Origin of the sequence: Agrobacterium sp. FDAARGOS_525 (assembly GCF_003938925.1) — a bacterium.
GTDB lineage: Bacteria > Pseudomonadota > Alphaproteobacteria > Rhizobiales > Rhizobiaceae > Agrobacterium > Agrobacterium pusense.
Genome location: NZ_RKIU01000004.1, coordinates 1,020,002 through 1,033,503, shown reverse-complemented (window position 1 = coordinate 1,033,503; position 13,502 = coordinate 1,020,002). Strand labels below are relative to the sequence as shown.

11 protein-coding genes, 1 tRNA gene and 1 pseudogene are annotated in these 13,502 nt (G+C 59.9%); 10 read left to right on the top strand and 3 right to left on the bottom strand.

Going from position 1 to position 13,502, the window contains the following annotated elements; translation table 11 throughout:
- Positions 1–45: 45 nt before the first annotated feature.
- A complete protein-coding gene (locus tag EGT36_RS21130; protein WP_125271006.1) occupies positions 46–1,086 on the top strand; it encodes a four-carbon acid sugar kinase family protein in 1,041 nt (346 codons plus the stop codon).
- Positions 1,087–1,090: 4 nt separating this feature from the next.
- Positions 1,091–1,798, top strand: coding sequence for a FadR/GntR family transcriptional regulator (locus EGT36_RS21125; RefSeq protein WP_004437348.1), 708 nt, complete (start codon positions 1,091–1,093; stop codon positions 1,796–1,798).
- Between the two features lie 56 nt (positions 1,799–1,854).
- Here the strand turns inward: EGT36_RS21125 and EGT36_RS21120 are convergent, their stop codons facing one another.
- Genes EGT36_RS21120 through EGT36_RS21110 form a run of 3 tightly spaced genes read right to left on the bottom strand, consistent with a single transcriptional unit; the run spans position 1,855 to position 5,128 of the window.
- Positions 1,855–2,982: an iron-containing alcohol dehydrogenase gene (locus tag EGT36_RS21120; RefSeq protein ID WP_100911293.1), complete on the bottom strand. Its 1,128-nt coding sequence runs from the start codon at positions 2,980–2,982 to the stop codon at positions 1,855–1,857.
- Entirely contained in the window at positions 2,979–3,935 is a 957-nt protein-coding gene (gene pdxA, locus EGT36_RS21115; RefSeq protein WP_125271005.1) for a 4-hydroxythreonine-4-phosphate dehydrogenase PdxA, read from the bottom strand. Before pdxA ends, EGT36_RS21120 begins: the two co-directional genes overlap by 4 nt.
- A complete protein-coding gene (locus EGT36_RS21110; RefSeq protein WP_125271004.1) occupies positions 3,932–5,128 on the bottom strand; it encodes a sialidase family protein in 1,197 nt (398 codons plus the stop codon). Before EGT36_RS21110 ends, pdxA begins: the two co-directional genes overlap by 4 nt.
- Before the next feature lie 320 nt (positions 5,129–5,448).
- Between EGT36_RS21110 and EGT36_RS21100 the strand changes: the two genes are divergently transcribed.
- From EGT36_RS21100 to EGT36_RS21070, 8 genes and pseudogenes are all read left to right on the top strand, one after another.
- The gene (locus EGT36_RS21100) at positions 5,449–6,957 is read left to right on the top strand and encodes an ABC transporter substrate-binding protein (RefSeq protein WP_125271002.1); all 1,509 of its coding nucleotides are present in this window, start codon (positions 5,449–5,451) and stop codon (positions 6,955–6,957) included.
- A 76-nt stretch (positions 6,958–7,033) separates the two neighbouring features.
- Positions 7,034–7,948, top strand: a complete 915-nt coding sequence (locus EGT36_RS21095; RefSeq protein WP_100911294.1) for an ABC transporter permease — start codon at positions 7,034–7,036, stop codon at positions 7,946–7,948.
- A 15-nt stretch (positions 7,949–7,963) separates the two neighbouring features.
- Positions 7,964–8,887 (top strand): ABC transporter permease, encoded by a 924-nt coding sequence (locus tag EGT36_RS21090; RefSeq protein ID WP_125271001.1) that lies wholly within the window; start codon positions 7,964–7,966, stop codon positions 8,885–8,887.
- A complete protein-coding gene (locus tag EGT36_RS21085; protein ID WP_112637451.1) occupies positions 8,880–10,523 on the top strand; it encodes an ABC transporter ATP-binding protein in 1,644 nt (547 codons plus the stop codon). The genes EGT36_RS21090 and EGT36_RS21085 overlap by 8 nt, the downstream gene beginning before the upstream one ends.
- On the top strand, positions 10,520–11,401 hold the full coding sequence (locus tag EGT36_RS21080; protein ID WP_125271000.1) for a dihydrodipicolinate synthase family protein: 882 nt from the start codon (positions 10,520–10,522) through the stop codon (positions 11,399–11,401). Before EGT36_RS21085 ends, EGT36_RS21080 begins: the two co-directional genes overlap by 4 nt.
- A gap of 197 nt (positions 11,402–11,598) precedes the next feature.
- A tRNA-Ser gene (locus tag EGT36_RS21075) sits at positions 11,599–11,688 on the top strand.
- Positions 11,689–11,766: 78 nt separating this feature from the next.
- Positions 11,767–11,934, top strand: a pseudogene (locus EGT36_RS31345) (DUF6538 domain-containing protein); the annotation flags it as partial.
- A gap of 30 nt (positions 11,935–11,964) precedes the next feature.
- A complete protein-coding gene (locus EGT36_RS21070; RefSeq protein WP_172965685.1) occupies positions 11,965–13,443 on the top strand; it encodes a site-specific integrase in 1,479 nt (492 codons plus the stop codon).
- The last annotated feature ends 59 nt before the right edge of the window (positions 13,444–13,502 follow it).

The following is a 13,502-nucleotide window of genomic DNA, read 5'->3' as shown; positions in this document are numbered from 1 at the left end:
TAAATTTATCGATGTAAAACCTTACAACTTTTCAAAGGCGATGCCGTGCTGTTGATTTTTGCCGATGATCTGACCGGCGCGCTCGACGCGGCCGCCCCCTTTGCCGGGCGCGGAATGGTGACAGAGGTGGCAACGGGGCTGGAAGGCGTGCATGCGGCGCTGGCCGCTGCCCCTGCCGTTCTCAGCGTCAATCTTGGATGCCGCGATGGGAAGGCGGACGAGGCCCGACGTCGCACACAGGAACTACTGGCACTGGTTCCAGCCGACACGATCCTGTTCAAGAAGATCGATTCCCGCCTGAAGGGACATATTGCGGCTGAAATGGATGCAATTTCTTTCCGGCGCGCTCTTGTCGTGCCGGCGATTCCGGATTTCGGACGTATCGTCAGCGGCGGCGCCGTCTCGGGCTTTGGGGTTGAAACCGCCATCGCGATTGATGAAAAACTGGGAAGACATGCCCTGCGTTGTTCAATACCCGATACGCGAACGACTGAGGATATCAGGCAGGCCCTTTCTGCCGCGCAGGCTGAAGGCGTTGATCTTTTCATTGGCGCGCGTGGTCTTGCAGAGACGCTGGCTTCGGTGATGGCGGCGCGCGTCCTGCCCGATGTTGCAACCGTTCCACCTGGCAAGGGGATCTTTGTCGTCGGTTCCCGCGATCCGATTACATTGGAGCAGATAGACGTCCTCAAGAGCGCGGATCTGGTGTCGATCATTGAAGCGCCCAACGGTGCCGTTCCTCGGGACGCGGACGAAGCCGTCGACCTTTCCCTCATTCAGGCAACCCAGGGGAATGAGTATCTTTCTTCGCTTGAAGTTTCAGACCGGCTGGCGGAAGGGGTCGTTCCGCACTTCACGGCCGGCGCGGGCAGGCTGCTTCTGTCGGGTGGGGCAACGGCCGAGGCGGTGCTGCGCGCGATGGGCATTTTGCGGCTGCGTCTTGCCGGCGAGTGCCTGCCGGGCCTCGGTGTCGGCTGGGCGGGAAACCAATGTATCATTGCGAAATCGGGCGGTTTTGGGCAAGCTGACACATTGAAACGTATCGCGAAAATGATGCTTGGCGCGACAGATGCTGGAGAGAGCTGACCAGATGGGGCTGATGAAAGAAACGGCGCGCAAGGCACTTCCGGACATTATTTTCGAAAGGATGCACCGGGCGATAAAATCCGGCGCCTACAAGCCGGATGAAAGATTGCCCACCGAACATGAACTCGCCATGGAATTCGAAGTGTCCCGGCCGGTCGTTCGCGAGGCACTACGGCGATTACGCGAGCAGGGCTTTATTTACTCCCGCAGAGGTTCCGGCAGCTATGTCCGGGCCTTCGGTTTGCGTGAACCGCTTGGCTTCGGACAGCTGGAAAACGTTGCGGACCTTCTGAATTGCTACGAATTCAGGCTGACGCTCGAGCCCGCGGCGGCCGCTGCCGCGGCATTACGGCATGACGCCGAAAGACTTGCGGCCATCAGGAAGGCGCTTGAGCTGATGCGGGATGCGACCAACCGCCAGTCCCACCGCGAGGATGCCGACTATCAGTTCCACCTTGCCATCGCGCGGGCGGCGCGGAACAGCTATTTCTCCACCGCGATGGAGGCTCTCAAGGATCATATCGCGGTCGGGATGAAATTCCACGGCATGTCCGTAAAGCGCGAGGCCTCAGGCCTGACCCGCGTTTTTGCCGAGCACGAGGCCATCGCAAAGGCGATCGCGGATGGAGATGCCGATTCAGCCCGCCAATTGATGCTGCAGCACCTGACAGGATCGCGCGACCGGCTTTTCGAGTCATCGCACGGAGATTAGGCGGCTCAAGTAAACGGCCCGAGAACCGATGCGCGGTCACGCGCATCGGTTCTGCTTCAGTAGGCGTGACGGTAAATTCCCAGCACGTCCTGCAGGGTCATGTCGACGGGGTTGTTATCCATCAACCTGCGGATGGCATGGGCATCCTCGGCATAGCGGGTCAGATCGGCCTCGGCTGCTCCGTGTTTGGCAAGCGACATTTCGATGCCGAGCGCCGCGCAGAAATCGGTTGCTGCCTTGCGCAGATCACCGGGCGAGAGATGGTCACGAAGCCCCAGCGCTCTGGCCACTTCCGCCGTCTTCGCGGAAACCGCAGGCTGATTGAAGGCCAGCACATGTGGAAAGACGATGGCGTTGGCCAGCCCGTGCGGCAGGCTGAGACGCGTGCCGAGCGGATAGGCGATGGCGTGGCCGGCCGCCGTGTTGACCGGCCCGAGGCAAATGCCGCCATAATAGGAGGCGAGCATCATGCCTTCCCGCGCTTCCGTATCCGATCCGTCGCGAACGGCGCGGGCGAGATATTTCCCGACCAGCGTGAAGCCCATGCGGGCAAAGCCGTCAATCATCGGATGGGCCTTGCGGTTGGTAAAGGCTTCGACGCAATGGGCCATGGCGTCGATGCCTGTTGCCGCAGTTACGGCCGATGGTACGGAGTAGGTGAGTTCCGGATCGAGAATAGCGAAATCCGCGATCAGATATGGGCTTTCGACGGCGATCTTGGTGCCCCTGAGGGGATCGGTGATCAGTGAGCGGATGCCTGCTTCCGAGCCGGTGCCGGCCGTGGTTGCTATCTGCACGAGGCGCGTATCGCGACGGGCGACCTTGTTAGGTCCGGCGACGTCCTCGAGCGTCTGATCTGAATTCCACAATGCGGCGACAAGCTTTGCCACATCCATCACCGAACCGCCGCCGAGGCCGATGATGAGATCGGGCCTGGCAGTGCGCGCCGCGTTGAGAGCGGCGTCCAGTGTCGCCGTATCCGGCTCACCCGGAATGGCGTCGAAGACGGCAAAGGGCCCTTGCAGTTGCAGACGTTCGGCGAATTTTGCCGTCAGCGGCGTTGCGATTACCAGTGTTGAGGCGGTTTTGCCGGCCCAGTCACCAACCTGCGTGACGGTGCCTGCGCCAACCGCGAGCCTGCGCGGCTGGTGGATAAGAATGGGAGCCGTAGACATGGTGCTCATCCCTTTCCACCCTTGCCTGCCACGAGCTTGCGCGCATAGGCGATGGCCGCATTCATGTTGCCGTGATTGGCGATGCCCTTGCCGGCTATGTCGAAGGCGGTGCCGTGATCGACGGAGGTACGGTCTATCGGCAGGTCGACGGAGACATTGACGGCGGTGTCAAAGGCGACGAGTTTGATGGGGATATGCCCCTGATCATGATATTGCGCGACGACGAGATCGAAAGCGCCTGAATAGGCGCGATGAAATACGGTATCGGCGGAAACAGGCCCCTGTACCTCGATGCCTTCGGCGCGTGCGGCCGCAACCGCCGGCGCGATCTGATCGTCGTCCTCGGTGCCGAAAAGACCGTTTTCGCCGCAATGCGGATTGATGCCCGCCACCGCGATGCGGGGTCGTTCGTAGCCGATGCGCTTCAAGTGGGCGTTGCCGGCGCGAATGGTGGCCAGCACCCGCTCCGTCGTCGCCCGGCGTATGGCCTCCTGCAGCGAGACGTGGGTCGAAACATGAATGACCTTCAGCCGCTCGGACGCGAGCAGCATATAAGCGGCCGAGGCACCTGTCAGGCTGCGCAGCATGCCGGTGTGGCCGTCATAATGATGGCCCGCAAGGTTCAACGCTTCCTTATTGATCGGCGCGGTGACGATGCAGCCGATCCGCCCTGCCTCGGCGTCCCGCACAGCCGTTTCGATGAAGCGGAATGCGGCGTCGCCGGCCACCGGTGAAAGCGTGCCCCAGGGCAAAGGCGCACCCTCAACGGGCAAGTCTGCCACGTGCGGGGCAAGATCGATATCGAGACCGAGCGCCTGCCGTGCTGCCTCCAGCGTGGCGAGGTTTCCGTAAATCCGCGTTGCGGCCTGGTCGGGAGCGGACATTTCAGCAAATGCCCGGACAGTGATCTCGGGACCAACCCCGCAAGGATCGCCCATCGTGATGCCGATAATATTGCTCATCTTTTTCTCCCGTCCGCAGTTTCGGCCCAGCCGGGCTCCAGCCGCACATATTTGATGGCGCGACGATGATAGGTGTAGCTTGCGTGCAGCGCACCGTCAGGTGTCTCCAGAAGCCATGGATAGGACATTTCCAGGTTTCGGCCATCCGTCGAATCGTTCGACAGACATGTGCCCGGCCCGTCCTCGATCAGGATACGGGTCGGAAAGCTGCGCCCGTCGTCATCGGAAAGGCAGATTGTGACGGGTGCGCGCGGCACCCCCCAGACGGGCACGCATCCGCCGCTTGGATCAGCATCCGGCCTGCCATCGTCCTCTCCGAGTTCGTCATAAAGCGAGGCGCGGCGGTCGCTCGACTGGGCGGCGTTGACGGGATTGCAAATCATTGCCAGCCGGCCGCTACCGAGCCTTGTCACGGCGATGGAAGAATTGTTGTTCGGCACATCGGTCGGATGCGGCCTTGACCATGAGCGACCGCCATCCTTGCTTTCGGTGCGGTAGACAAAATCGGCCTGGCGGCGGCGGAAAAAAGCGGAGTGTTGCCCGTCCGTTCCCGCCACCGGGCTCATATGCACGCAGCCGATCGAGTCCGGCAATTCCTGCAATGTCCATGTCTCGCCATCGTCCGTGGAAATGCCGAGCGCTGCCGTATCGTGGCTGCCGTTCCATTTCTGTCCGGGTCGCTGAACGCAACGGAAGATCGGCAACAGCCACGCTCCATCATCGCGGATGCGCAGCGGCGCGCGGATGAAACAGCCCTCGGGAAGATCGAGAAATCGTCCGTCCTCCGAAATGAGCTTCTCCGGTTCCGACCGATTACGATGGATTTTGGCCATGCGGATGCGGCACTCATCTTGATTGCCGGAGGGCTGGGCGGTGTGAAACAGCCAGAGCGCGCCATCCGGCGAAGTGAAAAAAACAGGATTCTGTTCGGAGTGGGCCGTATCATGACTGAGGCGCTGCGGCGCTCCCCAGCGTCCGGCTCCGGGCGTCAGCACGGATGCGAAGATGGAAATATCCGACTTTCCCTCGAGCGTTCCCCCGAACCATGCGCAGAGCAGCGCGCCATCGTCCAGAAGATGCAGGAAGCTCGCATGGTTCTGGATCATGGGCGATGGCAGAAAGGCTTCACGCCGTTTTTCTGACGTGACGTGGATATCTCCGGTCATGGCCTGAGCGATGTCATCAGGGGTCATCTTGATCTCCTCTTGGGCAGATGAAAATGGCATATTCGAAAAGTTGTCAAGTTTACTATGTAGAAAATATCGTGATATTCATTCGGAGTTTTATATCTAATGTGTTGATTTACAACAATAAAAATTATAAACCGAGACTGATCTGAAATCGGTAAGGAAAAATAAATTGACAAAAAATGCGATAGCGTCGATGCTTTGATGACGGGTGGAGGAGACGATCATCCGCACGCCATGCTCCCCGATGCGGGAGACGGGGCCTTCAACTGCCTCTTGCGGTCCACCGCCATGTTGCTGAATTTCTGATCTGGGAGGAGAACGGAATGAAGAAGTCATTGATTGCGGGCGCCCTTGTTTTGGGTTCCCTCAGCGCCGCCGGCTCGCCGGCGTTCGCAGCTTCGGGGCCGATCAAGATCGTGCTGGCGGAAGAAGCGGACCTGCTTGAGCCCTGCATGGCCACGCGCTCCAACATTGGCCGTATCATTATGGAAAATGTCAGTGAGACCCTGACCGAGCTTGATGTGCGCGGCAAGAACGGCGTTCAGCCGCGCCTTGCTGAAAAATGGGAGCAGAACTCGGATGGCAGCTGGCGCTTCCACCTGCGTCAGGGCGTGAAATTTTCCGACGGTACAGATTTTGACGCCAAGGATGTGAAGCACAGCTTCGAGCGCATCATGAGCGACAAGAACGCCTGCGAGTCCCGTCGCTATTTCGGCGGCATGACGGTGACGCCGACGGTTGTCGACGACCATACGATCGATTTCAAGACGGATCCGGCCCAGCCGATCCTGCCGCTGCTGATGTCGCTCGTGACCATCGTTCCCGAAGAAACCAAGATGGAATTCATCCGCGAGCCTGTCGGCACCGGGCCCTACAAGCTGACCAACTGGACTCCCGGCCAGCAGATCGTACTGACGTCGCGTGATGATTATTGGGGCAAGAAGCCGCAGGTCACGGAAGCGACCTATCTCTTTCGCGCCGATCCCTCGGTGCGGGCCGCCATGGTGCAGACTGGCGAGGCCGATCTCTCCCCCTCCATTTCACAGCTAGACGCGACAAATCCTAAGACCGATTTTTCCTATCTCGACAGTGAAACGGTCTATATGCGCCTCGATCATAATATTGCGCCTCTGAACGATGTCAGGGTGCGCCGCGCGCTTAACCTTGCCATCGACAGGCAGGCATTTCTCGGCACGCTGGTTCCCGAAGGAGCGGTCCTGGCGACGGCGCTGGTTCCGCCGACCACGCTCGGCTGGAATCCCGACGTCAAGGTCTTCCCCTATGACCCTGAGTGTGCAAAAAAGCTGCTCGAAGAGGCAAAGGCCGCCGGCGTAAAGGTGGATACACCGATCACCGTCATCGCGCGCACGGCGAATTTCCCGAACGTTACCGAGATCATGGAAGCGATCCAGCAGCAATTGCAGGAAGTCGGCTTCAAGATCGACCTGAAATTCGTGGAAGTGGCCGAGCACGAAAGCTATTATTCGAAGCCATTCAAGGAAGGCCGTGGACCGCAGATCGTCGCCGCCATGCATGACAATTCCAAGGGCGACCCGTCCTTCACGATGTTCTTCAAATATGCCACCAAGGGTACCCAGTCCGGCTTTTCTGACAAGAAGGTGGATGATCTGATCGAACGCGCCTCCGCAGCCGTGGGTGACGAGCGCGCCAAGCTCTGGTCCGAACTCATCGCCTATCTGCATGATGACGTGGTGGCGGATGTGTTGCTGTTCCACATGGTCGGTTTCTCCCGTGTCTCCGAGCGGCTGGACTTCAAGCCGACCATTGCCACCAACTCGATGCTGCAGCTTTCGGAAATCGGCATCAAATAAGGTCCCGCGTTCTGTCAATGAAGAAGCGGCGGCGCGGCGGAAGCTTCGCCGCCGCATTGAAAAACCGGAGGCAACAATGCTGAGCTTCATCCGAAAACGTTCCTTTGCGAGCCTGATCTCCCTGATCGGCCTCATCGTGATGGTTTTCTTCCTGTCCCGTCTGACGGGGGACCCTGCGGCGCTGTTTCTGCCGGTGGAAGCGTCCGAGGAATTGAAGCAGCAGTTTCGCGCCTTGCACGGTTTGAACGACCCGCTGATGGTGCAGTTTCTGCGCTATGCCGGCGATGTGATGACGGGTGATCTGGGTGAATCCCTCCGAAAGGCGCGCCCGGCGCTGGATGTGGTGCTGGAGGCTTTCGTCTGGACGCTTTGGCTTGCCGTTATCACCATGTCGCTGGTCACCACGGCGGCCATCATCATCGGCTCGCTCGCGGCGTTCCGTTCCGGCGGCTTTTTTGACCGCGTCGCTTCGAGTATCTCACTCATCGGGGCATCCGTGCCGGATTTCTGGCTGGCGATCGTTGCGATCGTGGTTTTTTCCGTCAACCTGGCCTGGCTGCCCACGTCGGGCACAGGGTCCGTGCTGCACTGGATATTGCCTGTCGCGGTTCTGTTTGTGCGCCCCTTCGGCATTATCGTGCAGGTGGTGCGCGGCTCGATGATCGGCGCTCTGTCCTCGGCCTATGTCAAAACGGCGCGCGCCAAGGGTGTGAAATCGGGTCCGATCATCTTCATCCACGCCTTGCGCAATGCCATGTTGCCCGTGATCACCGTTATCGGCGATCAGGCGGCGAGCCTTCTTAACGGCGCCGTCGTGGTTGAAACCATCTTTGGTTTCCCCGGTGTCGGCAAGCTGATGATCGATTCCATCCTTCAGCGGGATTTCAATGTCGTTCTGGCCGCCATCCTCGTCACGGCGTTGGCCATCTTCCTGATGAACCTTCTGATCGATATCGCCTATGCGCTGCTCGATCCGCGCATCCGGCACTGAGGAGGTCGTCCAGCCATGAGCCTTATGAACGCCGATACTGAGATCATCGATGAACCGTCTTTCGCAACCCGCATGCTGCGCATGTTGTGGGCGGACAAGTTTGCGCTCTGCGCGGCCATCTTTCTCATCATTGTCGTCATTCTCGCTTTTGTCGGCCCGGCCTGGCTCGGCGATCTCGCGACGAAACAGAACCTGCGCGGGCGCAACCTTGCACCGTTCGACTGGCAGCGCGAGTGGTATTTCTGGCTGGGGGCGGATGCACTCGGCCGCCCGCTTCTCGCGCGCATCGTCGCCGCCACACAAAACACGGTGATGATCGCCGCCGGCGCGGTTTTTCTCTCCGCCGTTACCGGAACCGTACTCGGCCTCATCGCCGGTTTTTCCTCCAGCCGCACCGGCCAGATCATCATGCGGCTTGCGGATGTGATCATGTCCTTTCCATCGCTGCTGATTGCGGTCATCGTGCTTTATCTGCTGGGCTCCTCCATCCTCAACCTGATGCTGGTACTCGCCATCACACGGATTCCCGTTTATATCCGCACCACCCGGGCGGAGGTGCTGGAGGTGCGCGAACGGATGTTCGTGCAGGCGGCAAGGGTCATGGGCGCTTCGGGAAAACGCATCCTCTTCCGCCACATCCTGCCCGTGGTGCTGCCGACGCTGACGACCTTGGCAACGCTTGATTTCGCTTATGTCATGCTCGCGGAAAGCGCGCTGTCCTTCCTCGGCATCGGCATTCAGCCTCCGGAAATCACCTGGGGCCTGATGATTTCGCAGGGGCGGCAATATCTCACCAATGCCTGGTGGCTGTCCTTCTGGCCGGGGCTCGCCATCATTCTCACCACCCTGTCGCTCAACCTGCTGTCCAACTGGCTGCGCATCGCGCTCGACCCGGTGCAGCGCTGGCGGCTGGAAATGAAGGGCCGTAAAAATGGCTGACCATCTTCTCGAGGTGCGCAATCTTTCCGTCGAATTCCACACCGTAAGCGGTGTCGTGCATGCGGTGAAGGATGTCTCCTACCATATCGACCGAGGTGAGACGCTGGCGATCCTTGGCGAAAGCGGTTCCGGCAAGTCGGTATCCTCGTCGGCCATCATGAACCTCATCGACATGCCGCCCGGCCGCATCGGCGGTGGAGAAATATTGCTCGACGGCAAGGACCTGCTGACCATGCCGACCGAGGCGCGGCGCGAGATCAACGGCCGGCGCATCGCCATGATCTTTCAGGATCCGCTCAGCCATCTCAACCCGGTTTATACTGTTGGCTGGCAGATCCGCGAGGCAATGACCACGCATGGCATGGGCAAGGCCGAGGCAGAAGCGGAAGCGAGGCGGCTTATAGCGCGTGTGGGCATTCCCGATCCTGACAGGGCGCTGACGAAACACCCGCATGAATTTTCCGGCGGCCAGCGCCAGCGCGTGATGATCGCCATGGCGCTGGCGTTGCGCCCCGATCTTCTGATCGCCGACGAACCCACCACCGCGCTCGACGTGACGGTGCAGGCGGAAGTGCTTTCGCTGCTCAGGGAACTGCAGCGGGAAACGGGCATGGCAGTGCTCATCATTACCCATGATCTCGGCGTAGTCGCCGAAATTGCCGACCGGGTCGTGGTGATGGAGAAGGGCGTTCTGGTAGAGGCCGGCACCGTTCGCGAGGTTTACAGCAATCCGCAGCACCCCTACACCCGCAAGCTGATCAACGCCGCCCCCGGCCGGGGCGAGATGCATGAGCCGAAAGCAACGGGTGAGCCATTGCTCAGCGTGCGCAATGTGCGCAAGCGTTACGGCGCCTTCGAGGCGTTGAAAGGTGTCTCTTTCGACCTGATGGCCGGAGAAACCATCGCCGTCGTCGGCGAAAGCGGTTCCGGCAAGTCGACGCTCGCCCGCATCCTGCTGCGGCTCGATGAGCCGGATGCCGGCAGCGCCGTCTGGAAGGGGCGTGACCTGTTCAGGCTGTCGCCAGCGGAGCTTTATGCGCTTCGGCGCGATCTGCAGATGGTGTTTCAGGACCCTACCCAGTCGCTCAATCCCCGCATGACGGTGTTCCAGCTGATTTCCGAAGCCTGGGTCATCCATCCGGACATAGTGCCGAGGGCGAAATGGCGCGAACGGGTTGCCGAATTGCTGCAGCAGGTCGGTCTCTCACCGGATCATATGCGCCGGTATCCGCATCAGTTTTCCGGCGGCCAGCGGCAGCGCATCGCCATTGCCCGGGCGCTGGCGCTGGAGCCGAAGCTGATCATCTGCGACGAAGCGGTTTCTGCACTCGACGTTTCGGTTCAGGCGCAGGTTATTGCGCTGCTGGACAAGCTGCGCCGCGAAATGGGCCTCTCTTTTATCTTCATCGCTCACGACCTGCCGGTGGTGCGGGATTTTGCCGATCACGTCATGGTCATGCAGCGCGGGGAGGTGGTGGAATTCGGCACCGTCCGCCAGATTTTCGAAGCGCCGGGCGAGGCTTACACGCGCGCGCTCCTTTCAGCCAGTCTCGACCCCGACCCCGATAGGGAGGCCGGACATAAGGCTGCATCGCCTGTCCAGGCCACCGGAAATTCAAGCGGAGTTCTTTCATGAGCAAACAAGCCTTCGTTGCGCTCGTCACCTGTTTTAATGAAGACGAAACCATCAATTATGAGGCGACGCGTGCGCAGGTGCACCGCCAGGTAGCCGCCGGCAACAACATCATGTGCGCCGGTACCAACGGCGATTTTACCGCGCTGACGCATGATGAAAAGATCCGGCTGACGGAGGAGGTGGTGGATGAGGTGGCCGGCCGCGCCAGGGTCATCGTGAATGCTGGCATGCCGGCCACCTTCGAAACCCTGCAGCTCGCGAGATCCTTCGACCGTATTGGTGTCGACGGCATCGCCGTCATCACGCCCTTCTTCATCGCCTGTACGCAGGATGGCCTGATCCGCCATTTCTCGACGGTGGCCGACGCTGTCGACACGCCGGTCTATCTCTATGACATTCCCGCCCGCACCCAGAACCACATAGAACCGGAAACCGCCCGCAAACTCGCCACTCACGGCAATATCGCCGGCATCAAGGATTCCGGCGGTGCACAGCAGACGCTCGAAGCCTATCTTCGGGTGGCGAAGGATGTGCCCGGCTTCGAGGTCTATTCCGGCCCGGACCATCTCGTTCTGTGGTCGCTGCAGAACGGTGCGGCAGGCTGCATTTCCGGTCTCGGCAACGCGCTTCCGGATGTGCTCGCCGGCATTCTCGATGCTTTCAACGCCGGCGACATCGCCGAAGCCGAACGCCAGCAGGCCATTTATGCGGCTTTCCGCACCGATCTTTATGCCCTCGGTTTCGCGCCGGCCATGGTAAAACGTTCGCTTTATCTCCAGGACCCTTCCGTCGGCGCCAGCCGACAGCCGGCGCTCCTGCCGGATCCTGATCAGGATGACCGGATCATGGACATCCTCCGGCGCTATCAGCGCCTGTAGACCTGATCGATCAATCACACCCGTCTGGCAAAATCCGAGGCGTGTCATCAGTAAATATCGGCAAAAACAATCAAACTCCAACCCCATTCCGTGAGCTCGTTCAAGACGAATAATTTGTGACACAAACGCGAAATTCCGCTTGTCAGCCCGGCCATTGATGTTTAAGAGGAGCGCGCAACGCAAGCGTTCGCGCATGCGGAGAGGTGGCAGAGTGGTCGAATGCACCGCACTCGAAATGCGGCATACCTGCAAGGGTATCGTGGGTTCGAATCCCACCCTCTCCGCCACGGGTTTTCCCGTTGATTTCGTGAGTAATTTCAAGGCCCCGGTTTGGGTTCGTACCCACTCTTGTACCCGGGCTTTCCATGTATCTCACACGCCGTAGCAACGGTTATCGCTTCCAGCGCCGAATCCCCCAGGACCTCGTTCCTGTCCTCGGCTCATCCCCTATTCGCCTTCATATCGGCATGGTGTCCGCACGTCAGGCGGCTTCGATGGCGCGTTTACTTGTCGGTCATCTGGACCGGCTATTCCGCGATGCCATGAGAATGAAAGGTAGGACCATGCAGGACAGCCAAGACCCGCGCGATGCCATTATCGCGGAACTCAGGGCCTATATCGAAGACCTCAGGGAAGAGGCTCAGCAGATCGCGGACGTTACCGATCAGGTCATGGAGCAGCAAGAGCAGCTTCATGCGCTCGAACTGGAGAAGCAGGCCAATCGCCTCAAGGTGGAAGCTCTCGAACGCGACAACGCTTTCAAACGTGAGGTCAACGCGGTCTATACATCCACCCTTGAAACCCAACAGATGGTTCTTGCAACCCTCCAGCGGGCCAAGAGCGAACGCGTAAACGGCACAAGTGATGTGCTGCCGCATCTGGAGGCACTTTCCAGCAAGATCGCTGATCTCGGCAGGTCGGTCGAACTCGTTCTGGACGGCGGGCATCCGGGACCGTTGCTGTCCGTTACGCTTGAGGAATGGACGAAGGTGCGCGGCGGTCTCGGGATCGACGGAAAGAAGATCGACACCGACTATAACCGGATCAAGGACTTCATCACCTTCGCCGGCGACAAGCCTATCAACAAATACCGCTATCTCGACTTCCAGTCATTCGCCAACATGTTGGTGCATGTCCCTGCGAGCTACAGCGTCAAGCCCGAGTTCCGGAGCATGACGCAGGCCGAGGCGATGAGGCATAACGACGGTCTGCCGCCCGCGAAGCGGCACAAGACCCTCACCGGTAAGACCATCGAGACCAACTATCTCTCGCCGCTGAACATGATCTTTCATGACATGTGCGCCCATCACAATTTTCCGTCCCCGCTCGCAAATGTCACGATCCGTATTTCCAACGATGCGCGCGACTCGACGGATCGTCTGCCGTTCGCCGTGCCCGAACTGAACAAATGGTTCGCTCACGCGGCCACGGAAGATCGGGGAGACAACAAATGGCTGCCTTTGCTGGGCACCGTGACAGGAGCCCGTATCGGCGAACTTATCCGCTTGCAGGCAAAGGATATCTATCAGGTCGAGGGTGGCCACTGGGTTCTTGATCTCACGACCGATCTTGTCACGCCTGATGGGCTTGCCGTCGCCCGCCGCGTGAAGACCAAATCCAGCCGCCGCATCATCGCAATCCATCAGGCGATCGTGGATGCCGGGTTTATCGAGTACGTGAAGACCTTCCCCAAGGATGGCTGGATATTCCCGTGGGCTTTCTACCACGGCAAGGAGAAGGTGAAGCGGCCCGCGGACGCGGCATCGAAGCGGCTGAACGGGCAATTGAAGAAGATCGGCATCCATAAGGAAATCGAATCCACCTTCCATTCGAGCCGGCACACAGCCAAGGACATCATGCGCGTTGCGCGCATCGACCAGCGCACTCACGATCTCCAGACGGGCCACAAGCTGAAAACGGTTTCGGACAATTACGGAGCCAAGAGGCTCAAGCGCGAGGAGCTTGAAGTCCTCACGGTTCTGCCGCTTCCGGAAGGTCTGGACCTCTCGCCCTATATGCGAGTGAGCGCCATCGGCGCTTGACCCGTGCGCCGCCGGCTCCAAGCATAGAAAAAGCCGCGGATCATAGGGCTGGAACCCTG